We start from the raw sequence: 26518 nt of genomic DNA, 5'->3' as shown, positions 1-26518 counted from the left end.
ATGATTGGCCTTTGTCGCGCGGTCCAATCCGGCTACCTTGGACGCATGGCTGATGTCCACTTCGGCGTGCGCGCCCTGCAGACCCTCCTCGGCGACTGGCGCGAGCAGCGCGGCACGCGGCCCGCGTACCTCGCGCTCGCCGACCGCATCCGGCTCCTGAGCATCGACGGCCGGATCCCGACCGACAGCCGCCTGCCCGCCGAGCGCGAGCTGTCGACCCGGCTCGGCGTCAGCCGGACGACCGTCGCCGCCGCCTACAGGGAGCTGCGCGAGAGCGGCTACCTGGTCAGCGTGCGGGGCTCGGGCAGCGTGACGCGCCTGCCCGGCGCGGTCGTGCACGCGGTGCCGTCGCTGGCGCCCGACTTCCTCGACTTCACCAAGGCGGCCCTCCCCGCCGTGCCCGAGCTCTCCGAGGCGTACGCCCGCGCCGCCGAGCGGATGGCCGACCACTTCGACGCCGGCTCGTACGACACCGTCGGGCTGCCGATCCTCCGTCGCGCGATCGCCGACCGCTACACGCAGCGGGGGCTGCGCACCGAGCCCGGCCAGATCATGGTGACGATCGGCGCCCAGCACGCCATCGCCCTCGTCGCGCGGACCCTGCTCGCCCGCGGCGACCGCGCCCTGATCGAGGCGCCCACCTATCCGCACGCCTACGAGGCGCTCCGCCTCGCGGGCGCCCGGCTCGTGCCGGTGAACGTCGACGGAGCCGACGGCTGGGACGGCGAGGGCCTGATCGCGGCGCTGCGCGGCACGAGCCCGTCGCTCGCCTACCTGATGCCCGACTTCCACAACCCGACCGGCCGCTCGATGGCCCCGGAGCTGCGCGAGCGCGCGATCGCCGCGGCGGCCCGGCAGGGCACGCTGATCGTCGCCGACGAGACGACGGCCGAGCTCGACATCGACCGGCGGATGTCCCCCCTGCCCTTCGCCGCCTACGGGCCGGAGGGGACGGTGCTCTCGATCGGCTCGGTCGGCAAGACGCTGTGGGGCGGCATCCGGATCGGCTGGATCCGCGCCGAGCGCAGCGTGATCCGCAAGCTCGTCGCGGCGCGCAGCGCGGGAGACCTCGGCAGCCCGATCCTCGAGCAGCTGCTGGTCGCCGACATGCTCGGGCGGATGGACGGCGTCCTCGAGCTGCGGCGCAGTCAGCTGCGAGCGGGCCGCGACCACCTCGAGGCGGCGCTCGCCCGCGCGATCCCCGAGTGGAGCGTCCCGCGCGTCTCGGGCGGTCTGTCGACCTGGGTCGGCCTCGGCCGCCCCGCGAGCTCGCAGCTGGCGCTCGCCGCGCGCACCTCGGGCCTGCTGATCACCGCCGGTCCGCGGTTCGGGATCGACGGAGCGTTCGAGCGCTTCCTGCGCATCCCGATCGGCTACTCGCCCGAGGTCACCGACCGTGCCGTGGAGGCGCTGGCCGCCGCGTGGGCGCAGGTCGCCCGGCACCCGGTGGCGGACGCGGGGTACCTGGCCGACGTGGTGTAGCTGGCCGACGTGGTGTAGCTGAATACTCAGCTGGCTGATGGAAGACTCATAGCGTGCATCTCCTCGCCGTCCTGAGCATGAAGAACCGGGCCCTCATCGCCCTCGTCACCGTCGTCATCGCCGTGTTCGGCGGCGTCGCCCTCACCGGGCTCAAGCAGGAGCTCGCCCCGTCGATCTCGTTCCCGCAGCTCGCGGTGATCTCGAGCTATCCCGGAGCCGCACCGGAGGTGGTCAACGACGACGTCTCGACGCCGATCGAGACCGCGATCCAGGGCGTGCCCGGGCTCGAGACGACGAGCGCGACCTCGTCGACGAACTCGTCGCTGATCTCGGCGTCCTTCGTCTACGGCACCGACCTCGCGACCGCCGAGCAGAAGATCCTGCAGGCGATCAACCGCATCAAGAGCACGCTGCCCGAGGGCGTGGATCCGCAGGTCGTCACCGGCTCGTTCGACGATCTGCCGGTGCTGCAGCTCGCGGTCTCGAGCGACGGAGACGCGAAGGCGCTCGCGAGCGAGCTGCGCACCAGCGTCATCCCCGATCTCGAGAAGGTCGAGGGCGTCCGCGAGGCCGCGCTCGTCGGCGAGAGCGCCCAGCGCGTCACGATCACACCCGACGACGCTCAGCTCGCCGCGGCCGGGCTCACGGTGAACGACATCCGCACCGCCCTGCAGCAGAACGGCGTGCTCGTCGCCGGTGGCGAGATCACCCAGGACGGCTCGACCTTCTCGGTGCAGTCGGGCGTCAAGCTCGGCTCGACCGACGACATCGCGGCGCTGCCCCTGCTGCCCTCGCAGTCGTCGTTCACCGCTGCCCCCACCGCCCCCACCACGATCGGAGCCGTCGCCACCGTCGCCGTCACCGACGCCCCGATCACCTCGATCTCGCGCGTCAACGGCCAGCCCGCGCTGACCCTCTCGATCACCAAGCTGCCCGCGGCGAACACCGTCGACGTCTCGACCGGTGTCACCGCGCTCCTGCCCGACCTCGAGGCGTCGCTCGGCGACGGCGCGACGTTCACGTCGGTCTTCGACCAGGCCCCCTACATCCAGGACTCGATCGAGTCGCTCGCGCAGGAGGGGGCGCTCGGCCTCGTCTTCGCCGTGCTGGTGATCCTCGTGTTCCTGCTGTCGGTGCGCTCGACCCTGGTCACGGCGATCTCGATCCCCACCTCCGTGCTGATCACCTTCATCGGCCTGCAGACCGCCGGCTACACGCTCAACATCCTCACGCTCGGCGCCCTCACGATCGCGATCGGCCGCGTGGTCGACGACTCCATCGTGGTCATCGAGAACATCAAGCGGCACCTCGACGCGGGGGAGGAGCGCGCGGCCACGATCGCGGTCGCCGTCCGCGAGGTCGCCGGAGCGATCACCGCGTCGACCATCACGACCGTCGCCGTGTTCCTGCCGATCTCGTTCGTCGGCGGCACGACGGGCGAGCTGTTCCGGCCGTTCGCGCTGACCGTGTCGATCGCGCTGCTCGCCTCCCTGATCGTCGCGCTGACGATCGTGCCGGTGCTGGCGTACTGGTTCCTCCGCCCCTCGAAGCGCGCCGGCGTGCGCGAGGCCGCTCAGGCCGCGCTCGCCGAGGAGCGCAGCGCGGCGGGCGAGCAGACCGCGCACGACGACGCGCCCCCGCATCACGGCGCGCATGCCGCTCCCCGCCGGGCCTCCGCCCTGCAGCGCGTCTACGGCCCGATCATCGGCTGGACGCTGCGGCACTCCGTCGCGACGGTGCTGCTCGCGCTGCTCGTGCTCGTCGGCACCGGCGCGCTCTACCCGCTGATGAAGACGAACTTCCTCGGCTCCAGCGGCCAGAACACCTTCACCGTCACCCAGACCGTCCCGGTCGGGCAGAGCCTCGACGCGCAGGACGCCACGGCGCAGCAGGCGAGCGCCGCGATCCTCGACGTCGGCGGAGTCGAGACCGTCCAGCTCACGATCGGCTCGTCGGGCGGCGGCCTGCAGAGCGCCTTCGGCGGCGGCGGAGGCGGCACCTCCATCCGCTACTCGGTCACCACCGACGAGTCGGCCGACCAGGAGGTCGTGCAGACCGACGTGCGCGATGCGCTCGGCGCGATCGCCTCGCCCGACGACATCAGCGTCTCGGCCGCCTCCGGCTTCGGCGCCTCCTCGGACATCGAGGTCGACCTCTCGACCGCGTCGCAGAGCGATCTGCAGAGCGCGAACGACACCCTGCTCGCGGCGCTGCGCGGCACCGACGGGATCAGCCAGGCCGAGAGCAACCTCTCCTCCTCCCTGCCCTACATCGCCGTGCGTGTCGATCGCGCGGCGGCGGCGGAGGCGGGACTCAGCGAGGTCGCCGTCGGCACGCTGGTCAGCCAGGCCCTGCAGCCGACCCAGGCCGGCAGCGTAGTGATCGACGACCGGACGCTCTCGATCTACCTCGCCGACGCGCAGCCTCCGGCGACGATCGACGAGCTCTCGGCGCTGCCGATCCCGACGCTCACCGGCGAGGTCGCGCTGTCGACCCTCGCCGCCGTCGAGCAGACGAACGGGCCCGCCAGCATCACGACCGAGCGCGGCCAGCGCACCGCCACCATCACCGTGACCCCGGAGGGGGACGACCTCGCCTCCGCGAACCTCGCCGTGCAGTCGGCGATCGACGACACCGACCTGCCCGCGGGCGTCTCGGCCTCGCTCGGCGGAGTCACGGCCGACCAGAGCGACGCGTTCTCGCAGCTCGGGATCGCGCTGCTGGTGGCGATCCTGATCGTCTACGTCGTGATGGTCGCGACCTTCCGCTCGCTGCTGCAGCCGCTGCTCCTGCTGGTGTCGGTGCCGTTCGCGGCGACCGGGGCGATCGCGCTGCAGGTGATCACGGGCGTGCCGCTCGGCGTGCCCTCGCTGATCGGCGTGCTGATGCTGATCGGCATCGTGGTGACGAACGCGATCGTGCTCGTGGACCTGGTGAACCAGTACCGCGAGCGCGGGATGCCGGTGCGGGAGGCGCTGCTGCACGGCACCGAGCGGCGGCTCCGCCCCATCCTGATGACGGCCCTGGCGACGATCTTCGCGCTGCTCCCGATGGCGCTCGGCATCACCGGGCACGGCGGCTTCATCTCGCAGCCGCTGGCGATCGTCGTGATCGGAGGCCTCGTGTCCTCGACCGTGCTGACCCTGGTCGTGCTGCCGGTCGTCTACAACCTGGTCGAGGGGTATCGTGAGCGGCGGCGTGCCGCTCGCGCCGAGAGGGCATCGGCATGACTCGCACCAGCACGGCCGACTCGACCACGATCGGCTCCCGCTGGAGGAGCGGACCCGAGCGGGCGGCGGCGGTCCTCGCCGAGGTGGGTCCCGAGCGCTACGTCGACACCGACTTCCGCCCCGGCACCCTGCGGCACATCGTCCTCTTCCGCTTCCGCCCGACGGCGCTGATCTCGGAGGTCGATGCGGTGACGGAGCGCTTCGCGGCGCTCGCCGACGAGTGCGTCCGCGACGGCCGGCCGTACATCGTCTCGCTCGAGACCGGTCCGCAGCTCAGCACGGAGGGCGCGGGCGAGGGCTTCGACCGCGCGTTCCTGCTGACCTTCGCGTCGGAGGGCGACCTCAACTACTACGTCGGCCGGCCGGCCGTCGACGGGCCCGGCCTGTTCGATCCGGCGCACGACGCCTTCAAGGCGTTCGTCGGGCCGTTCCTCGACACGGCGGGCGTCGTCGCGTTCGACTTCCGGCCCCAGGACCCGGCGCGCACGGCCTGACCGCGGTGGCGACTCCCGAGTTCATCCTCCGGCTGCGCGAGCGGATCGGCACCGAGCTGCTCTGGCTGACCGGCGTCACCGCGGTGATCCTCCGCGACGAGCAGGTCCTGCTCGTGCGCCGGGCCGACACCGGCGCCTGGACGCCGGTGACCGGCGTCATCGACCCGGGCGAGACCGTCGCCGCGACCGCCGTGCGCGAGGCGCTCGAGGAGACCGGAGTCTTCATCGAGGTCGAGCGCCTGGTCTGGGTGCACACCCTCGCGCCGATGCGGTACCCGAACGGCGACCGCGCGCAGTACCTCGACCACACCGTCCGGGCACGCTACGTCTCGGGCGAGGCCCACGTCGCCGACGAGGAGTCGAGCGAGGTCGGCTGGTTCGCGCTGGACGCGCTGCCGGAGATGTCGCCCGACCACCGCGCGCGCATCGCCCACGCGCTGTCGGACGAGGTCGGCTGCGCGCTCGACTGAAGCGCCTCAGACGTGCTCCGACACCAGCACAGCGGTCGTGCCCGGCTCGAGGGCGTCGAACACGTGCTGCTCGTCGCCGGGGTAGGACAGGTAGTCGCCGGGGCCGAGCTCGACCGGGGCGTCCGCCGGGCCGACGCGGGCGCGGCCGGTCGAGAGCACGACGTGCTCGACGGTGCCGCGGGCGTGCGGGGCCGAGTCGCGGGCGGTGCCGGGCTCGCCGGCGACGAGGTAGACGTCGCGGCGCGCTCCGGGCGGGCAGGCGCTCAGCAGGGTCGCCACGTAGTCGGCGGTGGCGGAGGCGATGCGGGGCCCGTCGCCGGCGCGGATCAGTTGAACGGTGCGCCGGGGCGGCTCGACGAGGTGCGAGAACGGGACGCCCAGGGCGCCGCCGAGCGCCCAGAGCGTCTCGAGGTTGGGATTGCCCTCGCCCGCCTCGAGCTGCGAGAGGGTCGACTTGGCGATGCCGGCGCGGCGGGCGATCTCGGAGATGCTGAGGCCGAGTCGTCCGCGCTCGCGGCGGAGGGCGGAGGCGACGAGGTCGCGGGGGGAGTCGGTCAAGGCGTTCGCCTTCCTGATCGATCGTTCGACTTGACGAACGGGCGGTGGGGCGGCACGATGGCCGCATGTCCACCATAAGCGCCGTACGTTCGCTCCTCCGAACGCTCGTGGCCGCGGACCGCCGCTCGATCGCCCTCGTGAGCGTCTCGGTCGCCGTCGTCGGCGTCTCCTACGGACTCGGTGCCGCGGGAGCGGGCTTCCCGCTCTGGCAGATCCTCCTGCTCGCGGTCGCGGTGTTCGGTGCGTCGGCCGAGATCCTCTTCGTGGGGGTGATCGCGGCCGGAGGCGCCCCGCTGGCCGCCGCGCTCGCCGCGCTGCTCGTGAACGCGCGCGCTCTGCCGTACGGGATGACGGTCGGTGCGTTCCTGCCCGGCGGGCCGCTCCGCCTCCTCGGAGCCCACCTCGCGAACGACGAGACCGTGGCGCTGGCGATGTCAGGCGCCACCCTGGAGCGCCGCCGAGCGCTGTTCTGGTCCTCGGGCATCGCGGTCGCGGTCGCCTGGCCGGTCGGCGCCCTCCTCGGAGCGCTGCTCGGAGCCGTCGTCGCCGACCCGGCCGCGCTCGGCCTCGACGCGGTGTTCCCCGCGGTGCTGCTCGCCCTCGCGCTGCCCGCCCTGCGGAGTGCCCGGACCGCGGCCGCCGCGGTGGCCGGGGGAGTGGTCGCGCTCGCGGTGCTGCCGACCGCTCCGCTCGGCCTCGCTCCGGTGCTCGCGCTCACCGGGCTCGTCGTCGCCGGGAGGCGCGCGTGAGCACCGCGGCGGTCACGCTCGGCATCGTCGTCCTCGCCGTCGGGAGCTTCGCTCTGCGCGCGGGCGGCGCCGCGCTCGGCGACCGGATCGATCTCGGCGAGGCGACCGGGCGCCTCCTCGACCGCGGCACCGTCGTCCTGCTCGTCGCGGTCGCGCTGGTGTCGGCGCTCGCCGACGGCACCGAGCCGGCGCACGCCTCCCGGGCCGCCGGCGTCGCGGCCGGGGCGATCGCCGCACTGCTGCGCGCGCCGCTGGTCGTCGTCGTGCTCAGCGCGGCGGTCGTGACCGCGCTGCTGCGTGCCTGACTCCGCAGGGCTGAAGGGGTCAGATCGCCTTGGCGAAGCAGACGCTCGCCGCGTCGCCGACGTAGGGGCCGAATCCGTCGATCTCGATGAAGCCGAGGGCGGGAGCGGCGGCGAGGGCGTCTGTCGCGTCGGCCGGGGCGCGGAACCGCAGCGTGCGGATCCGCTGGACCCGCGCCCAGGCCTCGGCCGCGGCGACGAGGCGCCGGGCGACTCCGGAGCGGCGTGCCCCGGGCAGGACGACCGCGGCGAGCAGCTCGGCGAAGTCGTCCGGTCCGGGCGCGAGCGCCAGGGCCCCGAGCAGGCGGTCGGAGGAGTCGCGGGCCGCGAAGACGCGCGCGTGCCGGGGTGGGGGCGGCGCGAGCAGGGCCGCGAGATCGGGCGAGTCGCCGCGCTCGAGCGTGACGACGACTCCGCCGGTCACGACGCCGGGTCCGCCGCTCCGGCCTCGAGCGACAGCGTCTGCTCCGCGGGTGCATCGAGCTGCGCGTGCAGGAACTCGACGATCGTGGCGCGGAGCGAGTCGTCGAGCATGGCGATCGAGTGCAGGGCTCCGGGAACCACGACGAAGTCGACGCTCGCGCCTGCGGCCTCGAGGGCCTCGGCGAAGGCGCTGGACTGCGTGAGCGCGATGCGCTCGTTCGCGGAGTGGGCGATGAAGAAGGCGGGCTCGGTGCCGTCGACGTGGGCGAGCGGCGACGCCTCCTCGGCTGCGGGGCACGCGGCGAGGTCGGTGCAGTCGAGGTAGGTGCGGACGGCGCCGGCGACGCCGACGACCGGGTCGTCGTCGGCGAGGCCCGCCGCCGTCAGATCGGAGGGGCCGCTGAGGTCGACGACCGCCGCCAGGCGCGAGGCGGTCGCCTCCCGGGTGCCGAGGAGGGAGACCAGGTTGCCGCCGGCCGATCCGCCGAACGCCGCGACGCGCTCGGGGTCGATGCCGAACCGCTCGGTCTGCTCGGGCTCGAGGATCCAGTCGAGCGCCGCCGAGACGTCGTCGATCTGGGTGGGGAACACGGCGTCGGGGGCGAGGCGGTAGTTCACCGAGACGGCGACGAAGCCCTCGGAGGCGAGCCACTGGCAGAGCGGGCGCCAGTTCTCGTCGGCCTTGTCGCCGCGCGCCCAGCTGCCGCCGTGCACGACGAGCACCGCGGGCAGGGCTGCCGCCGCGGCGTCGACGGGCGAGCAGACGTCGACCGCCTGTCCCGTCGTGTCGTCGTAGACGAGGTCGGACTCGACGGGGATGTCGGACCACTCGGTGACGGGAGCAGCCCCCGCCGCCTGCGCGATCGGCTCCGAGACGGGAGCGCTCGAGCATCCGGTGAGGACCGCCGCGGTGAGCGCCAGGATCGCCGCAGAGAGGGCGAAGGATCGCGTGGGTCGGAGAGGCTCGCGCATGGGTGAGACGAGCGTAAGCGCCCGCGGGCTCCGCGCCTAGAGCAACCCCCTGATCAGGGGGTGTACAGCGGTACGGAGGGCTCCGTCTCCTCCGCCGGGTCCTCGCTCGGCGCCTCCGCCTGCAGCCGCACGAGCACGACGCCGACGAGGATCAGCGCACCGCCCGCGAACTGGATCGGCGCGGGGAGCTCGCCGAGCAGCGCCCATGCCGCGACGATCGAGAACAGCACCTCGGTGAGGCCGACGAAGGAGGCGATCCGGGTGCCGAGCCGGGATCCGCCGGCGATCCCCAGCAGGTAGGCCGTCACCGTCGACATGCCGAGGATGACGGCGGCGGGCAGCAGCCACGACACCTCCGCGCCGACGAAGACGACGTCGCCGAAGCTCGCCCGCAGCGGCACGACCCCCACCGCGCCGAGCGCGAGCAGGAGCACGGCGCCGACCGTCATCGCGCCCGCCGTGAGGGCGAGCGGCGGCAGCTCGGGGTCGATCCGGCCGGCGATCACGTAGTAGACGCAGAGGCCGAGCGAGGCGGTGAGCGCCCAGGCGATGCCGACCAGCTCGGGAGTGGCCTGGCCCGACAGGTCGAGCACGAGCACCAGTCCGAGGAGCGCGAGCGCCGACCCGCCCAGGGTGAAGCGGCCGGGGTGCTTCCTGGTGCGCGCCCAGGCGAAGAGCACGAGGAACACCGGTGCGAGGTACTCGATGAGCAGCGCGACGCCGACCGACATGTGCTCGATCGCGCTGTAGAAGCAGAGCTGCGCGGCGATCACGGCGAAGACTCCGTAGAGCGCGATCGTGCCGAGGTTGCGGCGCAGCACGTGCCAGCGGCCGCGGAGGGAGAGGGCGGCCGGGATCGCGAGGATCAGTGCCGCGCCTCCCGCGCGCCAGAGCACGGCGGCGGCGGGGGTCCAGCCGGCCTCGAGCAGCGGCTTCACGAAGGGTCCGCCGAGCCCGAAGGCGGCGGCGGCCGCCAGGGCGAGGACGAGGCCGGAACCGAGACGGCGCGGGGGCGTGGAGATCGGGGCGGGGATCGTCGCGGAGGTCGTCACGAGCGGCCCCTTTCAGGAGTGTCGGGCGTTATGCTCGTGACACTAACCGTTCGCATTGTCAGGAGTCAACATGGTCTTCGCTCATGACGTCGAGGCGGCACTCACCGCGACCGCCGTGCTCGTCAACACCCTCCCCGAGCTCTCGCACTCGGGCGAGGACGAGCTGGCCACCCTCGAGCAGCTCGAGGACTTCGTGCGCGAGAACCGCTACACCGGCAGTCGCGAGCACAGCCCCGACGAGCTCGAGGCGGTGCGGGCCGTCAGGGCACCGCTCCGCTCGCTCTGGCTGAGCCGGGCCGAGGAGGATCTCGTCGCCATCGTCAACGGGATGCTCGAGGACGCGCCGGCGCTGCCGCAGCTCGTCCGGCACGGCATCTACGGCTGGCACCTGCACGCGACCCGCGACGAGAGCCCGCTCGCCACCCGCATCGTCGTCGAGGCCGCGATGGCGTTCGTCGACGTCGTCCGCGGTGACGAGCGCGACCGCATCCGGATCTGCGCCGCCGACGACTGCGAGGCCGTCCTGGTCGACCTCTCGCGCAACCGCTCGAAGCGCTACTGCGACACCGGCAACTGCGGCAACCGGGCGAACGTGGCGGCGTACCGCGCGCGGCGGGCGTCGGAGTAGCGCGACCGCGCCCTAGCCAGCAGCCCCACCCGCCCTGTAGACTCCTGCGGTCGGCTCTTGACTCCGTGCGCTGACGCGCGGATGGGTTTGTCAGTCAAGCGGGCCGGATCCACGACAGTCGTCGTCGGATAAATCACATGTGTGAATCGGCCCCGATCAGCGATCGTCCACTCTCGTCCCTCGAGAGCCGGAGCACGTCGCCCGGGTTCTCGCAGGCCTGCGCTCGAACGCCCCCACGAGGGTGCTGATCGCCGCAGTCTGCTCGCGCACGACCTGAACCCAGGAAGCAGCAGTCATGCCCAAGAACAAGAAGCCCGCCGGCGGGCGCCCCGCCAAGAACTTCGAGCCCAACCGCTTCGGCCCCTCCAGCGGCAAGTCGCAGCTCGGAGGCCGTCCGCGCTTCCCCGCGGCGAAGCCCGGCGCGCGCAGCGAGGGCCACCGCGGCTACCGCCCCGTCGACGAGAACGCGCCCAAGAAGGCGCGCTGGAACGCCGACGAGCGCGCCGAGCGCGCGTCCGAGCGCAACGCCCGTCCGGCTGAGCGCGGCGGCTACGACCGCGATGCCCGCCCGGCGCGCTCCTACGACCGCGACGAGCGCCCCGCGCGCGGCTACGACCGCGATGCCCGCCCGGCGCGCTCGAACGACCGTGACGACCGTCCGGCCCGTTCGTACGACCGCGATGCCCGCCCCGCGCGTTCGTTCGACCGCACCGACCGCCCGGCCCGTTCGTACGACCGCGACGAGCGCCCCGCGCGTTCGTTCGACCGCACCGACCGCCCCGCGCGCAGCTACGACCGCGACGAGCGCCCCGCGCGTTCGAACGACCGCGATGCCCGCCCCGCGCGCTCGTACGACCGCAGCGACCGCCCCGCGCGCAGCTTCGATCGCACCGACCGTCCTGCCCGCGGCTACGACCGCGACGCCCGTCCGGCTCGTTCGAACGACCGCGACGAGCGCCCCGCCCGTTCGTACGGCCGCGACGAGCGCACCGAGCGCACTGAGCGCCCCGCGCGCTCCTTCGACCGCGACTCCCGCCCCGCCCGCTCGCACGACCGCGGCGACCGCCCGACCCGCAGCTTCGACCGTCACGACAAGCCGTCGCGTCGCGACTCCGGATCCGACTTCTACCCGAGCCGCACCGCGCGCCCGACCCACCAGGTCGATGACGTCGTGCTCGAGCGCCTCGAGGCGACCTCGACCCTCGCGGTCGACGTCGAGGGCGTCACCTTCGGCGACCTGGGCCTCGGCGCCAACATCGTCCGTCAGCTGACCGGGATGGGAGCGGCCGCGCCGTTCCCGATCCAGGCCGCGACCATCCCCGAGGTGCTCGCAGGCAAGGACGTCCTCGGCCGCGGCAAGACCGGCTCGGGCAAGACGATCGCGTTCGGCGCGCCCGTCGTCGAGCGCCTGATGGAGAACGACGGCGCCAAGGGCCGCAAGCCCGGTCGCGCCCCCCGTGCGCTCATCCTCGCGCCGACCCGCGAGCTGGCGATGCAGATCGACCGCACCATCCAGCCCATCGCCCGCTCGGTCGGCCTCTTCACGGCGACGATCTACGGAGGCGTCCCGCAGTACAAGCAGGTCGGCGCCCTCCAGCGCGGGGTCGACATCATCATCGCGACGCCGGGCCGCCTCGAGGACCTCGCCGAGCAGGGGCGTCTCGACCTCTCGAGCATCACGATCACCGTCCTCGACGAGGCCGACCACATGTGCGACCTCGGCTTCCTCGAGCCCGTGCAGCGCATCCTCCGCGGTACCGCTCGCGGCGGTCAGCGCCTGCTGTTCTCGGCCACCCTCGACAAGGGCGTCGCGACGCTCGTCGACGAGTTCCTCGTCGAGCCGAGCGTCCACGAGGTCGCGGGGGAGGACCAGGCGTCCTCGACCATCGACCACCGCGTCCTGCTCATCGAGCACCGCGACAAGGGTCAGATCATCGAGCAGCTCGCCGCACGAGCGGGCAAGACGCTGATCTTCGCCCGCACCCGCGCGTTCGCCGAGCAGCTCGCCGAGCAGCTCGAGCACGCCGACATCCCCGCGACGAGCCTGCACGGCGACCTGAACCAGTCGCGCCGCACCCGCAACCTGGCGCTGCTCACGAGCGGCCGCGTCGACGTCCTCGTCGCGACCGACGTCGCCGCTCGCGGCATCCACGTCGACGACATCGACCTGGTGATCCAGGCCGACGCGCCGGACGAGTACAAGACCTATCTGCACCGCTCCGGCCGCACCGGCCGCGCGGGGAAGAAGGGCACCGTCGTCACGCTCATCACGCGCAATCGCCGCCACCGCATGGAGGAGCTGCTCGAGCGCGCCGAGATCGAGGCCGACATGGTCGCCGCGTTCCCCGGTGACCGTCTGCTGACCGAGATCAGCGCACCCGCCGAGTAAGTCGACGGCAGCATCTCCGACGAACGGCGCGGGTCCTCAGGGGCTCGCGCCGTTCGTCGTCTCGGCGTCGCGGAGACGCGACCTCAGAACGGCGGTCTGTCCTTGAACCGGGGTCGTGGTGGCGGATCGGGTGGCCGCCCGGGAAGTGCCGGGGGTCGGGTGGTGACGCGGCGGCCGGTCGGGGTGGTCCACTCCGTGGTGCCGTCGGGGTGGAGGACGTAGGTCCAGCGGTCGCCGTGGCGGACGTGGTGGTGGGAGGTGCAGAGGCTCAGGAGGTTCGCGAGGGCGGTGTCGCCACCGTTGCGCCATTCGAGGGTGTGGTCGGCCTCGGCCCTGGACGCGGGGCGGGTGCAGCCGGGGAAGCGGCAGGTCTGGTCGCGGAGCTGGAGGTGGAGCCGCATCCGCGAGGGTGGGACGCGGTGGGTGCGGCCGACGGAGGTGACCGTTCCGGTGTCCGGGTCGGTGAGGATCCGGGTGAACGAGGCGCCGACGCCGACGAGTCGGCGGGCGGTGGCGGCGGGGATGAGTCCGTATCCGTCGAGATCGGCCGGGGCGTCGTCGGCTCCGGTGGCGGTGCTCGCGGCGAGCGTCAGCCGCACTTCTGCACGCACTCCGGGGACGAACGTCGGCGGGACTGTCGGGCCGTCGTCGGCGGGGGTGGTGCCGGCGATGTCGCCGTCGCAGAGCAGATCCGCGAGGGCGTCGGCGCGCAGCTCAGCCAGGGTCCGCTCGTCACCCGCGCCGTCGACGGTGGTGTCGCCGGATGTGCCGTCGGGCGTCCCGTCCCGGAGGGTCCGGGCGATGCGGTCGATGCGGTGGAACGCGCCCATCGCGACCTCGGCCGGCAGGAGCGCGCCGAGGGTGGCCATCCCGTCGATCTCCGCGCTCACCCACACACCCCGGTCGGCGCGCGCTCGGACGTGCCGTGCGGCGAGGGGTTCGTCGTGCAGCTGGTCCCTCATCCGCGCGACGGCCCTCCGGAGTTGCGTCGGGGTCGCGGTGAGCGCGACCTCGGCGGCGCGCTCGTCGAAGACGGCCCGCGATGACCGGGGCAGGGTGCTCGCGGTGTCGCAGATCACCTGGCTCGCCTCCCACAGGATGACGCCGTCCGCGAGGGCAGCGCGGGTGTGTGGGAGGTCTTCGTTCAGCAGCTGCCCGTGTTCGAGGATGCGCGACAGCCTCCGCTCCGTGGTCCGCATCGAGACCGCGAGGTCCGCGCGGATCGACCGCTCGAACAGCTCGCGGGACTCGCTGCGGCCAAGGCTGCCGCCGCGCACGAACGCGTCCGGGATCAGCCGGGCTGCGCGGTAGGAGGCGTACAGCGCGGTGGCCTTCGCCAGTTGCGCCAGCGAGGAGGTCACGTCGGCGCGCAGGGCGAGGTCGGCGAGCGTCCTGACCGTGTCAGGCGTCACCTCCGCCGCTGCTTCCGCACCCGTTCTCTCCATACGGATAGTGAATCAAGGACCTCCGACACCGACCCGGCCCGAGCGCTCGAACGGGACAACCCACCCCCGAATCGCGCCTGTGGAGGAAGCGCACCCGCTGCGCTCGAGGCGCGGGGCCCGTCGCGGCCGTTCGAGGACGACACTCTGGCCGCCGGCATCAGTAGAAGACCGCTACAGGCACTCCCGCAGGAACTGGTGGGTCTCGATACGCCGCTGCGCGGCTACTCGACCAGCAAGCAGCCGTCGCCCAGCCGAGGCGCCCCCTCCTCCGAGACCGCCCCCGACCGCTCTCGCGCGGACAAGCACGATCCGCAGCTCCCCGCCCACTGCGATCACCACCGGACCGCGCCCGTGGAGACGACTCGACCCACCCGGCGCCCTATCCGCGCCCGACCTCCGAGAGCTCGCCGGACACCTGCTCGCCCGGTACCCGCGCCGTCCGCCACGTGTCGATCGCGATGACGGACCCCAGCATCACCAGCGACAGCGAGAACGACGCCAGGGTGTCGGTCAGCCAGTGGTAGCCCAGGTACAGGCGGCTCACGATCTGGCAGACGATCATCCCCACGGCGAGCGCATACCCCCCGACCGCCCAGATCGGTGAGGAGCGGCGCGAGGCGAGCAGGAACGTCGTGATCAGGAAGAAGTCGCAGACGCCCATCACGTGGCCCGAGGGGTACGAGAAGGTCAGGTCGGGTCCGAGCAGCATCGTCGCGATCGGCGGGCGCGAGCGCTCGACGAGATGCGCCGCGAGCTGCACGCTGATCACGCCGACGAGCATGAAGAGCGCGAGCAGCACCGGCCGCCACAGGTGCCGGGCGAGTGCGATCCAGAGCACGAGGACCACGGCGATGATGGCGGGCAGGTAGACCGGCCCGAAGACGGTGGCGAGGGTGTCCATCACCACGGTTCCCTCGGCGAACCGGCGCTCGCGGAACCACTCCGCCACCGCCGGGTCGAGCGCCGCGAGGCCCGAGCGGGTCATGACCTGGGCGGTGAGGGCCGCGAAGGCGACAAGCCCGACGACGATCAGCGTGAGAGCGGACGTGTTCAGCCTCCGCCTCGCCGCGGCGGGCATGAACCGCTCCTCGACGATGAAGCGCCGGTGGAAACGGGATCGGCGCGTGAGGGTCTGCATCCGGACACCGTAGGGCCGCGACGACCTCGCGACGAGGGCTTGCCTCGCTCAGTCGGCCGGAGCGAAGAACGCCTCGATCGCCCGCGTCAGCGCGACGAGGTCGTCGACGTGGGCGAGCTCCCGCGCCGAGTGCATCGAGAGCAGCGGCACGCCGACGTCGACGGTGCGGATCCCGAGCCGGGTCGCGGTGAGCGGGCCGATCGTGGAGCCGCAGGGGACCGTGTTGTTCGAGACGAACTCCTGGTACTCCACGCCCGCTCGCGCGCAGACCCCGGCCCACAGCGCCGCGCCGCGCGCGTCCGTCGCGTAGCGCTGCGATGCGTTGATCTTGAGCAGCGGTCCCCTGCCCGCGACCGGCTGGTTCACCGGGTCGTGCTTCTCGGGGTAGTTCGGGTGCACGGAGTGACCGGCGTCGGCCGACAGGCACCACGAGCGGGCGATCGCCCGGGCGCGCTCGTCGACGCCCGCTCCGAGCGCCGCGCCGATCCGGTTCAGCACGTCCTCGAGGAACGGCCCGCTGGCGCCCGAGCGCGTCGCCGACCCGAGCTCCTCGTGATCGAAGGCGGCGAGCATGCTGATGTGCCTTGGGGAGGCGTCAGCGGCACTCGCCGAGAGCAGCGCGACGAGGCCGGCGTGGACCGAGCTGAGGTCGTCCATCCGGCCGGCGGCGAAGAGCGCGTCGTCGAGGCCGAAGCGCGCGGGCGGCTGCGTGTCGGCGGTGACGAGGTCGTACCCGACGATGTCCGAGGCGTCCGCGAGCCCTGCCCGGGAGGCGAGCAGCCCGAGCAGGTCGCCGTCGGCCGCACCGCCCACGCCGTACACCGGGAGCGTGTGCTTCTGCCGGTCGAGCTTGAGTCCGTCGTTCACCTCTCGGTCGAGGTGGACGGCGAGCTGCGGGATGCGCAGGAACGGCCCCGTCCGCACGAGCACCTCGGCACCGTCGCGGGTCACGAGGCGACCGGCCAGCTCGAGCTCGCGATCGAGCCACGAGTTGAGGAGGGGGCCGCCGTAGATCTCGACGCCGGCCTGCAGCCAGCCCTTCGCCTCGATGGTCGGCTTCGGCTTGAGCGTGAAGCCGGGGGAGTCGGTGTGCGCACCCAGGATGCGGAACGGCGTCACCGCATCGGCGCCCGACGGGAGGTGCCAGGCGATGACGGCGCCGTCGCGGACGACGTAGTAGCGGCCGGGGGCGCTCGGCCAGGCCTCCGTCTCGTCCAGTCCGGTGAATCCGGCCGCCGCGAGCCGACGGGCCGTCTCGGCCGCGGCGTGGAAGGAGGAGGGGGACGCGGTCAGGAACCCGGCGAAGTCGGCGATGTGGTCGGCGTGATCGGTCATCGTGCCAGTGAAACACCCCGGAGACGCGCCGAGGCCGAGGACCGGGCAGGTGTCCGGATCCGCGCCGTCGACACCGCCGCGCACGAACGCCGAAGGGCGGACGCCCGCAGGCGCCCGCCCTTCGGCGTGGTCGTGGTCGTCAGTGACTAGCTGGCCGGGGGGGTCAGCACGGTGTCGATGAGGTACACGGTCGCGTTGGCGGTCTGGACGCCTCCGCAGATGACCGAGGCGTCGTTCACCTTGATGTCGTCGCCGGAACCGGTGACGGTGACGTCGCCGCCCTCGACGGTGGTGTGCGTGCCATCGATGTCGTCAGGGGCGATCTGGCCGGGGACGACGTGGTAGGTGAGGATCGACGACAGCGTCGCGGCGCCCTCGGGGGTCTTCAGCGTCTCGAGGGTCGCGGCGTCGAGCTTGGCGAACGCGTCGTCAACGGGGGCGAAGACGGTGAACTCGCTGCCGTTCAGCGTGTCGACGAGGTTGACGTCGGGGTTGAGGGCACCCGAGACCGCAGCGGTCAGGGTGGTCAGCAGCGGGTTGTTCGACGCGGCGGTGGCCACCGGGTCGAGGGCCATGCCGGCGACGGAGCCGGCGCCGTCCGGGACCTGCTCGGCGTAGGTGGCGCAGCCGGCGCCGACGAGGTTCGCTGCCGGGTCCATGGTCGCCATCTCGGACGAGGTGGCCATGGGGGTCGACATCTCGGACTCGGTGTCGGTCGAGCCGGCGGTGCTGTCGCTGCCGCTGGAGCAGGCGGTGAGGCCGAGGGTGGCGGTGCCCAGCAGGGCGAATGCGGCGAGCATGGTGCGCTTGGTGGATCGCATGGGGTTTCTCCTTCGTGAGACGGTCTCCACGGGGGCGGAGGACCTGGAACTGTGTGGACCGTTTCGCGGCCGTTGACATGTCTTCGGAGCCCTCCCTGAGGGGGTTTGGAAATCGCTCGTCAAACTAGGTAACGGCTTCGTAACGTGCTGTCCTCCCCGGAATCACGCGGGTCTCTGCGGTGCCCGCCCGTCGATTACCCTGGGAGAAGGCCTGCGCACGGTGCGCATTCCGGCCATCACCCCCGGGGAGACGAGCAGGTGCAGACGCGAGGCGCACGGGTGGCACGGGGCGTCGTCGCCGCCGTCGCCGCGACCGCGACCGCCGCCGCCTCGCACACTCTCGCGGGGGCCGAGGCGCCCGCGCTGCCGATCCTCGCGCTCGCGATCGCCTTCTCGGCCGTCGTCTGCGTCCTCCTCTCGGGCCGCCGCCTCTCCCTCCCGCGACTGGTCGCCTCCGTGCTCCTGAGCCAGATCGCGTACCACGGCCTCTTCCTCGCGACGGGGAGCGGAGGCGACGTCAGCGTCGCCGGGACCAGCGGGACCGGGGCGCACTTCCACGACGGCGGCACCGTCGAGCTCGTCGCGGGTGCGGGCGGGCACGCGGCGCACTCGCCCGCCATGCTCGGCGCCCACCTGGCCGCGGCACTGCTCACCGTCGCCGCCCTGCGCCACGGCGAGCGCCTCTTCTGGACCCTCGGCGCCGAGATCGTGCGCATCGTGGTGCGGATCGTCGCGCGCGCCTCCGCGCTGCTCGACCCCTCCGGGCCCGCGGTCGCCCTCGTCGGCACTCCGGAGCCGCGCGCTCCCCGCGCCCTCGACGCGGTCCTCTCCCTGCTGCGGCACCGCGGGCCCCCCGTGCGGGCTCTGCTCGCCGCCTGACGTCGCCCCGCGCGGGACGACTCAGGTCGGCGTTCCCGCGCGCACCGCGACTCCGCGCTGCGTCCTCTTCTCCCGGCGATCCGCCGCCACCGAAGGACTCCTCTGCCATGACCACGTCTCCCGTCTCCTCCCGCTCCTCCCGCCTGCGTCTCGTCGGAGGCGGCTCGCTCGCCGCCGCGGGGGCCCTCGCCCTCGCGCTCTCGGCGCCGGCCGCCGCGAACGCGCACGTCACCGCTGCCGCGAGCAGCACCGCCGCAGGGTCGTACACCGTCGTCACGTTCTCGCTCGCGCACGGCTGCGACGGCTCGCCCACCACCGGCCTCACGATCACGATGCCCGAGGGCATCAACTCGGTCAGCCCGACCGTGAACCCCAGCTGGGAGGTCGTCAAGAACGAGGTCGCGATCGCCGATCCCGTGACCGACTCCCACGGCAACACGGCCACCCAGCGCGTCTCGGACGTGGTCTACACCGCCAAGACCCCGCTCGCCGACGGCTACCGCGACACGGTCTCGCTGCAGCTGCAGCTCCCCGAGGACTCCGCGGGCCAGACCCTCGAGTTCCCGGTCCTGCAGACCTGCGAGACGGGCTCGACCGCCTGGGACCAGCCGACCGTCGAGGGCGAGGACGAGCCCGAGCTGCCCGCGCCGACCGTCGTCGTGACGGCGGCGGAGGAGGGCGCCGGTCATCACGGCACCGACGACGACGGCGACGACGTGGCGGCGACCACCGCCTCCGCCACGACCGCGGTCTCGTCCGGTGATGACATCGTCGCGCGCGTGCTGGGGGTCGGTGGACTCGTCGTCGGAGCCGTCGGCGTGGCCGTCGCCCTCGCGTCGCGCCGCCGGGCCCCGAAGGCGTCCGCGTGACGCGCAGTCGCCGGGGGCTGCTCTTCGCCGCCGTCGCGATCGGGCTCTTCGGCTCGGTCGCGACGGCGACCCCGGCGAGCGCCCACAACTACCTCGTCTCGACGACTCCGGCGGAGGACTCCACCGTCACCGAGCAGCCGGGCGCGCTGATGCTGACGACCAACGACGACCTGCTCGTGCTGGGGACCGACGGCTCCGCGGCGGCGCTGCGCGTCGTCGGGCCCGACGGCCTCTTCTACGGTGACGGCTGCGTCTCCGTGCGCGGTCCGGAGGCGTCCATGCCGCTCGAGCTGGGTGCGGCGGGGTCGTACGAGGTGACCTGGCAGGTCGTCTCGACCGACGGCCATCCGGTGTCGGGTCAGTACGCGTTCGACTGGCAGCCCAGTGCCGACGTCGCGCTCGCCGAGGGCTCGGAGTCGGTGCCCGACTGCAACGGCACGGTCGACGTGTCGAACCAGTCGGCGGCGACGTCCGACGACTCCGGGAGCGCGTCCGCGGCGGATCCCGCGCTGCTGGGCGACGTGCTGTGGATCGGCGGAGCGCTCGTCGCGGTGGTCGCGGCCGTGGGCGTCACGCTGCTCCTGCTCCGTCGCCGCCCGCAGAGCTGAGGCCGCGCGCCTCCTGGGCGGTCGTCTCCGCCGCTCAGTTCAGGAGGCTCGCGAGCGGCCCGCCGTCGAGGTCCGCGAGGATCGCGGCGGCGTCCTCGTAGACCGCCACCGCGCCCGCCTCGCGCAGCTCGCGCTCCCCGGTCCCGCCCGACATCACCGCGATCGTGGCCAGACCGGCCCGCTCGGCGGCGATGACGTCCCAGGTCGCGTCGCCGATCATGATCGCGTGGTCGGTCGTGACGCCGGCCCGCTCGAGGGCGATGCCGATCAGGTCGGGGCTCGGCTTCGCCGTCTCGACGTCCTCGCCGCTCGTGATCGCGCGCACGGAGTCGCCGAGATCGAGGACCCGCAGCAGCACCTGGAGCTCCTCCTGCGGTGCCGAGGTCGCGAGAACGACGCGGGCACCGCGGGCGGCGATCGCGGCGATCAGCTCGCGCGCTCCCGGCAGCGGCTCGATGCGCGCCGACAGCTCGGCGTAGTTCTTGGCGTGCAGCGCCTTGAGCTGCGTCCGCGTCGGCTCGTCGACGGCGTCCTCGAGGAGCAGCCCGAGCAGCTCGCCCGCGTCCGCTCCGATGGCGCGCTGGATCCGCCACGACGCGACCTCGAGATCGCACTGCCAGAACGCCCGGGCCCAGGCCTCGATGTGCAGGAAGTTGGAGTCGGCGAGCGTCCCGTCGATGTCGAAGAGCACGGCTGTCGTCGGCGTGGTGCCGCTGGATCCTGCTGTCATGGATGGTCCTCCTTCATCAGTTGCCCGCCGTCACCAGGCCGAGGTGGGAACGCTACGCCGTCGACCGAACCGCACAGGACCCCCTTGACGGCCCTCGACGGGCGGAGTCGACTCGCCGGTCTCCGGTGGGGTGCCCTCCGCCAGTGCGCGGATCAGCGACTCCACTCGCAGGACGCCGGCGTCGTCCGCGGGCAGGATCACCCTCGTGTACTCGAGGTTCACGACGATCAGCTCGGGTCCCGTGGCCCAGTGCACGGCTCCGGCGCCGGCCGTCGCGGGGAGGAGGCTCGCCTTCGCCCCGCCGCGCATCGATCGGATGCGCACGCGGTCGCCGTACTCGGAGTGGAGCCTCCGCAGCAGCGCGTGCAGACCGGTGACCACCTCTGCGGGTGGGCGGGGCACGTCACGGACCGCCGGCGGTCTCGGCTCCCAGGGCGGGGGCAGCTCCGCGTCCGCGCCGATCTCGAGTGCGGCGCGCAGGGTCCAGCCGCCCCTCGACCGGTCGAACCCGTCGAACCGCCTCAGGATCCGCTCCGACCGGTCGGAGATGTCCACGCCTTCGCCGATGGCCGGCTGCCTGCCGGTGACGAGCAGCCCGGTCAGCGACCGGACGGTTCCCGTCACGTCGAGAACAGGGAGGGAGGACCCGTGCCGTTCCTCGAGGTACCGCGTCGGGCCGGTCGCTCGGGGCGGGAGGGTCGCCAGTGTCCAGCTGACCTCGTCGCCGACGCGGAACGGCTGCCCGCAGCAGTCCAGCGACCAGCCCTCGAGTTCCACCTCGATCAGCCTCGTCGTCTCGATCGTCATCGGCCTCCCCTTCGCCGGCTGTGTTCTAGGGTCTAGGTTCTGCGTTCTGCGTTCTGCGTTCTGCGTTCGATCCTTTCATCGGCCTTCGCAGGAGCACCCCGGCCCGACTCCTTCTCCGTCGGGTTCTCCGTCAGAACGGCGGCGTCACCTCCGCTCGGAGCCGGTCTCCATCCGGTTCGCGTACTCCCTCGGGTTCGCGTCGGCTGTCTGGCTCGCGTCCTCGATCCGGTTCGCGTCCTCTGTCCGGTCCTCGTCCCCGCTCGAACGGCGGCTCGGGCTCGGCCGGGCGGGTGGTGTGTCGGCGCCCGGTGGGGCTGGTCCACTCCAGGACGCCTCCGGGCCGATGCCGGAGCGTCCAGGTGGTCGTGTGTCGGAGGCGGTGGTGGTGCCGGCAGAGGTGGGCGAGGTTCTCGGCGTCGGTCGCGCCGCCGTTCTGCCACTCGATGCCGTGGTCGACATCGCTGTCCACAGCCGAGCGGATGCAGCCGGGGAACCGGCAGGTCGCGTCGCGGTGCTGCAGGTGCCGCCGGAGATCCACGGGGACGCGGTAGGAGTCGCGCCCGACGGAGAGGACGGCGCCGGACTCGGGATGCGTGAGGATCCGGGTGAACGAGGGAGCGTCGGCCGCGAGCCGACGTGCGGTCTCGGGGTCGATCGGCCCGTATCCGTCGAGGGTGCCCGGCTCCTCCGAGCGCCCGAGGAGCGTCAGCACGGGAACCGTGACCGACACGCGGGGCCGGATCCCCGCCGGCACGGACGCGACGGTGGCCCGGTGCTCGTCGTCCGGGGAGGTCTCCCCGTCGAGAAGGAGTGCCGCCGCCACGTCGGCCCGCAGCTGGCCGACTGTCCGCGCCTCCTCCGGTGCCGCGGCGAGCTCACGCGCCGCCCGATCGAGACGGTCGAACGCGCCGTGCGCCTCGGGGGCGGGCAGGTGCAGGTGCAGGGTCGCCATCCCGTCGGCCTCCCCGCCGAGCCACACCCCGCGGCGTTCCGCGCACCGCCGATGCCGCGCCGTCGCCGACTCCGGATGCAGCCGCTCCCGGATCGAGCGGAGCCGGCGCTGCACCTGCCCGGGAGTGAGCGCCACCACGAGCGCCGCGGCCTCCTCGTCGAGACGCTCGCGCACCTCCGCGGGGACGTCCCAGGCGGCCCGGACGATCACCCGCACGTGCTCGGGGGTGCAGCGCCCCTCCCGCAGCGCGGTCAAGGTGCCGGGCAGCTCGTTCACGAGCAGTGCGCTCTCCTCGATCAGTGCGCGTGCATCCGCCTCCGACATCCGCATGCCCGTCGCGATGTCGGCGACCAGCGCTCGCTGCGCCGCCTCCCTCACCTCGACGTGCCTCTGCACGTGCGGATCGACGAGAGCCTCCGGCAGCGCGAGGGCCGCGAGCCGTGCGAGCTCGACCAGTTCGTAGCGCTGGGCCTGCGCCTGCCCCAGGAAGGCGTCCACCGCGCAGGCCGCACCCACCGCCGACACCAGCGCCTCATCGAAGCACTCGCGCACCGAGACGCCACCCGGCGGCCTCGCATCCCCATCCAGAAGAACCATACGAGGATGACACCACGGACCACCGACATCGGCCGCTCAGCGGAGACCGTTCTGTGGACGGTTCCGCGAAGTCGATTCTGTGGAGGAACGACGCCTGCTCGCGCTCGTCAGCGCACCGTGAAGTCCCCGGTCGGGCTCGCGCAGCTCGCCGAGTCGGGGCAGTGCGAGAAGTCCCACCCGTCGATCCCGCCGAACGCCTCTCCCGCCGGGAAGTCGGCCGGCAGCACGACGTCGACCGAGAACCCCTCGCCCAGATCCGTCGAGACCACGCTCCTGACCCCCGACTCGAGTCCTCCGACCGGCGCGACCACGACGTCCCAGCCGTCCTCGGGCGTTTCGAGGTCGCAGCCGTCGGCGACGACGACCGTCACCGTCTCACCGGGGGAGGCGACCCTCGGCTCGATCCGCACGAGCGGCACGCAGCCCGCCGGCCCGTCGTCGCCGACCGGCGGGGAGGACATCGCGCACCCGCCGAGCGCCAGCGCGCAGGCCAGAAGACCCAGCACCGTGACGGCCGCGCGACTCCGCATCGCTCCAGGCTACGGCGCCACCCGCCGCGGCACCGTGAACACCGTCTCGACCCCCGGCGAGTACAGCACCGAGTCCGGCGCGCGCGCCGCCAGCCCCGGGAATCCCGCCGCGTCGAGCAGCCCGTCGTCGAGAGCCAGGAGCGACGCGCGCTGCAGCGGCCACGGCCGGTGCAGGTTCCGGCCGTACCAGGTCGAGCCCAGGTGGGTCTCGTGGTAGGCCCAGCGCGAGGTCAGGAACGAGGCGAGCGGGTCCTCCGACGCGTCGGATCCGGGAGTGGGGCGCACCACTATGCGCGAGCGGGCCGCCGGGTCGCGGATGCGAGAAGTGGAGTAGATCACGGCACCGTGGCGGTGCTCGATGCCCATGCGCGCCCAGCGGTAGGGGAGCCCGAACACGGCCTGCGCCGTCAGCACGGGCAGGAGGTGCGACGCCTCGAGGGAGACGAAGACGACTCCGCGGCGACCCCGCTCGTCGACCGAGTAGAGCCGCACGTTGACCTCGGGGAACGTGCCGAGCCAGGGCACCCGCGGGCCGCCCAGGAAGGCCGTCCGCGACAGACGGAAGGGGATGAGGCCCACCCACGACGAGCCGTCGAACTCGTCGGGGCGCACTCCGCGGGGGAGGTGCGGCGCGACGAGCGCCGGATCCACGCGCCAGTGGAGGAAGGACGCCTCGGTCCAGCGCTGGCGGAGGATGCGCGGTCCGCCGAGCGCGGGCGCGATGCGGGTCGGCGGATCGACGAGGGGCATCGGATCGACGGGGGTCACCGGCACATCGTGCTCCGTCGTGCTGCGAGGACACCGGGGCGGGCGCGGAACGCAGCGCCTTCGGGCACGAGACCATGGACCGTGACCGACACCACCACCACCCGCCGCAGCTCCACCCTCCTCTGGCTCGCGATCGCGACCACCGTGCTCCTCTGGGCGTCGGCGTTCGTCGGCATCCGGATCGCGGGCGAGGACTTCGGCGCCGGCGCCCTCACGCTCGGCCGGATCGTCGTCGGCTCGGTCGCCCTCACGGTCGTGCACCTCGTTCTCACGGCGCGCCGTCCCCGAGCGGAGCGCCGCCCGCTCCCGCGCGGCCGCCTCCTCGTGCTCGTGATCGTCTGGGGCGTCGCCTGGTTCGGCCTCTACAACCTGGCGCTGAACGCCGCCGAGCGGCACGTCGACGCGGGAACGGCCGCGCTGATCGTCAACATCGCGCCGATGATCACCGCCGTGCTGGCCGGCCTCCTCCTCGGCGAGGGCTTCCCGAGGCGCCTGCTCGGCGGCATGCTCGTGGCGCTCGCCGGAGTCGCGGTCATCGCGATCTCGACCTCCACCGGGCAGTTCGACGCGATCGGGGTGGTCCTCGCGCTCGCCGCAGCCGTCCTCTACGGCGGCGCCGCGACCCTCCAGAAGCGGCTGCTCGGCCGGATCGACGCGCCGACCATGACCTGGATCGGCTGCCTCGCGGCGACCGCCGCCTGCCTGCCGTTCGCGCCGGAGCTCGTCGGCGACCTCGCCGGAGCCCCGCTCCCGTCCGTCCTCGCGGTCGTCTACCTCGGCGTGTTCCCGACCGCCGTCGCCTTCACCACCTGGGGCTACGTGCTCGCCCGCACCAGCGCGGGACGCACCGCCGCGACGACCTACGCCGTGCCCGCGGTCGTCGTGCTGCTCTCGTGGCTGGTGCTCGCCGAGACTCCGCCGCTCGCGGCCCTGATCGGCGGCGCGATCGCGCTCGGCGGCGTCGCGGTCGCGACCCTGCGCCGCAGGTGACCCGTCCCGGGGCTCCCTGGCGACGCCTCGGGATACACTGTCCCGACGTTCATCCGCAGTCGGCGCCGAGCGCCAGGAAACGGTGAGGATCCCGATGACCGAGGCCCTGCAGCCGCCCCAGAACGCCCTCTCGCTCACGCCGCCGGCTCCGGTCGACGCCGTACCCACGACGTCGGCGCCGTCGATCGCGCCGAAGGTGCCCGAGCAGGCGCTGCCCGGCCTCGAGGCCAAGGTCGACGGCTACCTGGACTCGCTCCTGCAGACGGAGGCGCGCAGCCCCGAGTTCGCGGCGAAGGCCAACGACATCCGCACGATGGGCGACGCCGACATCCGCTCGGCCGCCGACTCCTCCAACCGGCTGCTGAAGACCCCGGTGCGCGCCCTGCAGGAGGGCGGCCTGAGCGAGGGCTCGAACATCGGCAGGACCCTGCTCGAGCTGCGTCGCACGGTCGAGGACCTCGATCCCTCCGAGGACAACATCCAGAAGAAGATCCTCGGATTCATCCCCTTCGGCAACAAGATCACCGACTACTTCCGCCGCTACGAGAGCGCGCAGTCGCACCTCAACGCGATCATCCAGGCGCTGTACGACGGCCAGGACGAGCTGCGCAAGGACAACGCGGCGCTCAACCTCGAGAAGCAGAACCTGTGGGACACGATGACGCGTCTCAACGAGTACATCTACGTCGCCGAGCGCCTCGACGTGAAGCTCTCGGCGAAGATCGCCGAGCTCGACGCGACCGACCCCGACCGCGCCCGGGCCCTGCGCGAGGACGTCCTCTTCTACGCGCGCCAGAAGCACCAGGACCTCCTGACCCAGCTGGCCGTCTCGATCCAGGGCTACCTCGCGATCGACGTGGTCATCAAGAACAACGTCGAACTGATCAAGGGCGTCGACCGCGCCACCACGACGACCGTCTCGGCGCTGCGCACCGCGGTCATCGTCGCGCAGGCCCTCGCCAACCAGCGCCTGGTGCTCGATCAGATCACCGCGCTCAACACGACGACCTCGAACATGATCGAGGCCACCTCGCGGATGCTCGCCGAGCAGTCCGCGAGCATCCAGTCGCAGGCGGCGTCGGCCACGGTCGGACTCCCGCAGCTGCAGGCGGCGTTCGCCAACATCTACCAGACGATGGACTCGATCTCGGACTTCAAGATCAAGGCGCTCGACAGCATGGCCCAGACGGTGGGCGTGCTGCAGACCGAGACCGCGAAGGCCGGCGAGTACGTCGAGCGGGCGCGCCGCAGCAACTCCGACATCGACGCGACCTCCTCGCTCGATCTCGGCCGATAGCCG

At 72.9% G+C, this 26518-nt stretch carries 26 protein-coding genes; 13 read left to right on the top strand and 13 right to left on the bottom strand.

The annotated features are described in order from the left end of the window. Positions 1-45: 45 nt before the first annotated feature. Genes GSU68_RS14465 through GSU68_RS14450 form a run of 4 tightly spaced genes read left to right on the top strand, consistent with a single transcriptional unit; the run spans position 46 to position 5676 of the window. Positions 46-1482 (top strand): PLP-dependent aminotransferase family protein, encoded by a 1437-nt coding sequence (locus GSU68_RS14465; protein WP_159909386.1) that lies wholly within the window; start codon positions 46-48, stop codon positions 1480-1482. Positions 1483-1535: 53 nt separating this feature from the next. After that, the gene (locus GSU68_RS14460; protein WP_159909385.1) at positions 1536-4712 is read left to right on the top strand and encodes an efflux RND transporter permease subunit; all 3177 of its coding nucleotides are present in this window, start codon (positions 1536-1538) and stop codon (positions 4710-4712) included. After that, a complete protein-coding gene (locus GSU68_RS14455; protein WP_159909384.1) occupies positions 4709-5206 on the top strand; it encodes a Dabb family protein in 498 nt (165 codons plus the stop codon). The genes GSU68_RS14460 and GSU68_RS14455 overlap by 4 nt, the downstream gene beginning before the upstream one ends. 5 nt (positions 5207-5211) lie before the next feature. After that, complete coding sequence (locus GSU68_RS14450; RefSeq protein ID WP_159909383.1) at positions 5212-5676, top strand: NUDIX domain-containing protein; 465 nt, start codon at positions 5212-5214, stop codon at positions 5674-5676. A 6-nt stretch (positions 5677-5682) separates the two neighbouring features. Here the strand turns inward: GSU68_RS14450 and GSU68_RS14445 are convergent, their stop codons facing one another. Continuing rightward, positions 5683-6234 carry a helix-turn-helix domain-containing protein gene (locus GSU68_RS14445; protein ID WP_208544578.1) on the bottom strand — a complete coding sequence of 184 codons (552 nt, stop codon included), beginning with the start codon at positions 6232-6234 and terminating at the stop codon, positions 5683-5685. Between the two features lie 65 nt (positions 6235-6299). On the opposite strand from GSU68_RS14445, the gene GSU68_RS14440 reads away from it, so the two are divergent. Together GSU68_RS14440 and GSU68_RS14435 are read left to right on the top strand one after the other, a co-directional pair. After that, a complete protein-coding gene (locus tag GSU68_RS14440) occupies positions 6300-6983 on the top strand; it encodes an AzlC family ABC transporter permease (RefSeq protein ID WP_159909382.1) in 684 nt (227 codons plus the stop codon). Continuing rightward, positions 6980-7288 carry an AzlD domain-containing protein gene (locus GSU68_RS14435; protein ID WP_159909381.1) on the top strand — a complete coding sequence of 103 codons (309 nt, stop codon included), beginning with the start codon at positions 6980-6982 and terminating at the stop codon, positions 7286-7288. The genes GSU68_RS14440 and GSU68_RS14435 overlap by 4 nt, the downstream gene beginning before the upstream one ends. Before the next feature lie 19 nt (positions 7289-7307). On the opposite strand, the gene GSU68_RS14430 is transcribed toward GSU68_RS14435, so the two are convergent. Genes GSU68_RS14430 through GSU68_RS14420 form a run of 3 tightly spaced genes read right to left on the bottom strand, consistent with a single transcriptional unit; the run spans position 7308 to position 9732 of the window. After that, on the bottom strand, positions 7308-7709 hold the full coding sequence (locus tag GSU68_RS14430) for a GNAT family N-acetyltransferase (protein WP_159909380.1): 402 nt from the start codon (positions 7707-7709) through the stop codon (positions 7308-7310). Then, positions 7706-8680: an alpha/beta hydrolase gene (locus tag GSU68_RS14425; protein ID WP_159909379.1), complete on the bottom strand. Its 975-nt coding sequence runs from the start codon at positions 8678-8680 to the stop codon at positions 7706-7708. The genes GSU68_RS14430 and GSU68_RS14425 overlap by 4 nt, the downstream gene beginning before the upstream one ends. 53 nt (positions 8681-8733) lie before the next feature. After that, complete coding sequence (locus GSU68_RS14420; RefSeq protein WP_208544577.1) at positions 8734-9732, bottom strand: DMT family transporter; 999 nt, start codon at positions 9730-9732, stop codon at positions 8734-8736. 70 nt (positions 9733-9802) lie between these two features. Here GSU68_RS14420 and GSU68_RS14415 point away from each other — a divergent pair, with 70 nt between their 5' ends. Then, positions 9803-10360: a CGNR zinc finger domain-containing protein gene (locus tag GSU68_RS14415; protein ID WP_159909378.1), complete on the top strand. Its 558-nt coding sequence runs from the start codon at positions 9803-9805 to the stop codon at positions 10358-10360. Positions 10361-10655: 295 nt separating this feature from the next. Next, a complete protein-coding gene (locus tag GSU68_RS14410) occupies positions 10656-12749 on the top strand; it encodes a DEAD/DEAH box helicase (RefSeq protein ID WP_159909377.1) in 2094 nt (697 codons plus the stop codon). Between the two features lie 83 nt (positions 12750-12832). Here the strand turns inward: GSU68_RS14410 and GSU68_RS14405 are convergent, their stop codons facing one another. From GSU68_RS14405 to GSU68_RS14390, 4 genes are all read right to left on the bottom strand, one after another. Then, positions 12833-14161: an HNH endonuclease signature motif containing protein gene (locus GSU68_RS14405; RefSeq protein ID WP_159909376.1), complete on the bottom strand. Its 1329-nt coding sequence runs from the start codon at positions 14159-14161 to the stop codon at positions 12833-12835. Positions 14162-14573: 412 nt separating this feature from the next. Beyond that, positions 14574-15332, bottom strand: a complete 759-nt coding sequence (locus GSU68_RS14400; protein ID WP_159909375.1) for a phosphatase PAP2 family protein — start codon at positions 15330-15332, stop codon at positions 14574-14576. A gap of 48 nt (positions 15333-15380) precedes the next feature. After that, positions 15381-16667, bottom strand: a complete 1287-nt coding sequence (locus GSU68_RS14395; protein WP_159909374.1) for a M18 family aminopeptidase — start codon at positions 16665-16667, stop codon at positions 15381-15383. 146 nt (positions 16668-16813) lie between these two features. Further along, entirely contained in the window at positions 16814-17488 is a 675-nt protein-coding gene (locus GSU68_RS14390) for a fasciclin domain-containing protein (RefSeq protein ID WP_159909373.1), read from the bottom strand. 279 nt (positions 17489-17767) lie between these two features. Between GSU68_RS14390 and GSU68_RS14385 the strand changes: the two genes are divergently transcribed. The 3 genes from GSU68_RS14385 (at position 17768) to GSU68_RS14375 (ending at position 19844) form a co-directional block, all read left to right on the top strand. Next, on the top strand, positions 17768-18367 hold the full coding sequence (locus GSU68_RS14385; protein WP_159909372.1) for a hypothetical protein: 600 nt from the start codon (positions 17768-17770) through the stop codon (positions 18365-18367). Positions 18368-18474: 107 nt separating this feature from the next. Continuing rightward, a complete protein-coding gene (locus GSU68_RS14380; protein WP_159909371.1) occupies positions 18475-19236 on the top strand; it encodes a YcnI family protein in 762 nt (253 codons plus the stop codon). Further along, positions 19233-19844: a copper resistance CopC family protein gene (locus GSU68_RS14375; RefSeq protein ID WP_159909370.1), complete on the top strand. Its 612-nt coding sequence runs from the start codon at positions 19233-19235 to the stop codon at positions 19842-19844. The genes GSU68_RS14380 and GSU68_RS14375 overlap by 4 nt, the downstream gene beginning before the upstream one ends. A 34-nt stretch (positions 19845-19878) precedes the next feature. Here the strand turns inward: GSU68_RS14375 and GSU68_RS14370 are convergent, their stop codons facing one another. The 5 genes from GSU68_RS14370 to GSU68_RS14350 all read right to left on the bottom strand — a co-directional run bounded on the left by GSU68_RS14370 (position 19879) and on the right by GSU68_RS14350 (position 24228). After that, positions 19879-20574 carry an HAD family hydrolase gene (locus GSU68_RS14370; RefSeq protein ID WP_159909369.1) on the bottom strand — a complete coding sequence of 232 codons (696 nt, stop codon included), beginning with the start codon at positions 20572-20574 and terminating at the stop codon, positions 19879-19881. A gap of 30 nt (positions 20575-20604) precedes the next feature. Next, a complete protein-coding gene (locus tag GSU68_RS14365) occupies positions 20605-21381 on the bottom strand; it encodes a DUF6578 domain-containing protein (protein WP_159909368.1) in 777 nt (258 codons plus the stop codon). A gap of 130 nt (positions 21382-21511) precedes the next feature. Beyond that, entirely contained in the window at positions 21512-22858 is a 1347-nt protein-coding gene (locus GSU68_RS14360) for an HNH endonuclease signature motif containing protein (RefSeq protein WP_159909367.1), read from the bottom strand. Positions 22859-23037: 179 nt separating this feature from the next. Beyond that, positions 23038-23460 carry a hypothetical protein gene (locus GSU68_RS14355; protein WP_159909366.1) on the bottom strand — a complete coding sequence of 141 codons (423 nt, stop codon included), beginning with the start codon at positions 23458-23460 and terminating at the stop codon, positions 23038-23040. A 9-nt stretch (positions 23461-23469) separates the two neighbouring features. After that, positions 23470-24228: a DUF2071 domain-containing protein gene (locus GSU68_RS14350; RefSeq protein ID WP_348272494.1), complete on the bottom strand. Its 759-nt coding sequence runs from the start codon at positions 24226-24228 to the stop codon at positions 23470-23472. An 81-nt stretch (positions 24229-24309) separates the two neighbouring features. Between GSU68_RS14350 and GSU68_RS14345 the strand changes: the two genes are divergently transcribed. Then, the gene (locus GSU68_RS14345; protein WP_159909365.1) at positions 24310-25218 is read left to right on the top strand and encodes a DMT family transporter; all 909 of its coding nucleotides are present in this window, start codon (positions 24310-24312) and stop codon (positions 25216-25218) included. A 94-nt stretch (positions 25219-25312) separates the two neighbouring features. Next, entirely contained in the window at positions 25313-26515 is a 1203-nt protein-coding gene (locus GSU68_RS14340) for a toxic anion resistance protein (protein WP_159909364.1), read from the top strand. The last annotated feature ends 3 nt before the right edge of the window (positions 26516-26518 follow it).

This window comes from Rathayibacter sp. VKM Ac-2759, from assembly GCF_009834225.1.
In the GTDB taxonomy this organism is placed as follows: domain Bacteria; phylum Actinomycetota; class Actinomycetes; order Actinomycetales; family Microbacteriaceae; genus Rathayibacter.
This window is presented reverse-complemented; position numbering and strand designations above follow the sequence as displayed.

What these genes read in the sequence shown, in the direction of transcription:
- GSU68_RS14455 (WP_159909384.1), top strand. Translation starts at nt 4,709, where the DNA reads ATGACTCGCACCAGCACGGCCGACTCGACCACGATCGGCTCCCGCTGG.
- GSU68_RS14400 (WP_159909375.1), bottom strand. Translation starts at nt 15,332, where the DNA reads ATGCAGACCCTCACGCGCCGATCCCGTTTCCACCGGCGCTTCATCGTC.
- GSU68_RS14415 (WP_159909378.1), top strand. Translation starts at nt 9,803, where the DNA reads ATGGTCTTCGCTCATGACGTCGAGGCGGCACTCACCGCGACCGCCGTG.
- GSU68_RS14355 (WP_159909366.1), bottom strand. Translation starts at nt 23,460, where the DNA reads ATGCGGAGTCGCGCGGCCGTCACGGTGCTGGGTCTTCTGGCCTGCGCG.
- GSU68_RS14390 (WP_159909373.1), bottom strand. Translation starts at nt 17,488, where the DNA reads ATGCGATCCACCAAGCGCACCATGCTCGCCGCATTCGCCCTGCTGGGC.
- GSU68_RS14370 (WP_159909369.1), bottom strand. Translation starts at nt 20,574, where the DNA reads ATGACAGCAGGATCCAGCGGCACCACGCCGACGACAGCCGTGCTCTTC.
- GSU68_RS14395 (WP_159909374.1), bottom strand. Translation starts at nt 16,667, where the DNA reads ATGACCGATCACGCCGACCACATCGCCGACTTCGCCGGGTTCCTGACC.
- GSU68_RS14440 (WP_159909382.1), top strand. Translation starts at nt 6,300, where the DNA reads ATGTCCACCATAAGCGCCGTACGTTCGCTCCTCCGAACGCTCGTGGCC.
- GSU68_RS14380 (WP_159909371.1), top strand. Translation starts at nt 18,475, where the DNA reads ATGACCACGTCTCCCGTCTCCTCCCGCTCCTCCCGCCTGCGTCTCGTC.
- GSU68_RS14340 (WP_159909364.1), top strand. Translation starts at nt 25,313, where the DNA reads ATGACCGAGGCCCTGCAGCCGCCCCAGAACGCCCTCTCGCTCACGCCG.
- GSU68_RS14465 (WP_159909386.1), top strand. Translation starts at nt 46, where the DNA reads ATGGCTGATGTCCACTTCGGCGTGCGCGCCCTGCAGACCCTCCTCGGC.
- GSU68_RS14365 (WP_159909368.1), bottom strand. Translation starts at nt 21,381, where the DNA reads ATGACGATCGAGACGACGAGGCTGATCGAGGTGGAACTCGAGGGCTGG.
- GSU68_RS14425 (WP_159909379.1), bottom strand. Translation starts at nt 8,680, where the DNA reads ATGCGCGAGCCTCTCCGACCCACGCGATCCTTCGCCCTCTCTGCGGCG.
- GSU68_RS14410 (WP_159909377.1), top strand. Translation starts at nt 10,656, where the DNA reads ATGCCCAAGAACAAGAAGCCCGCCGGCGGGCGCCCCGCCAAGAACTTC.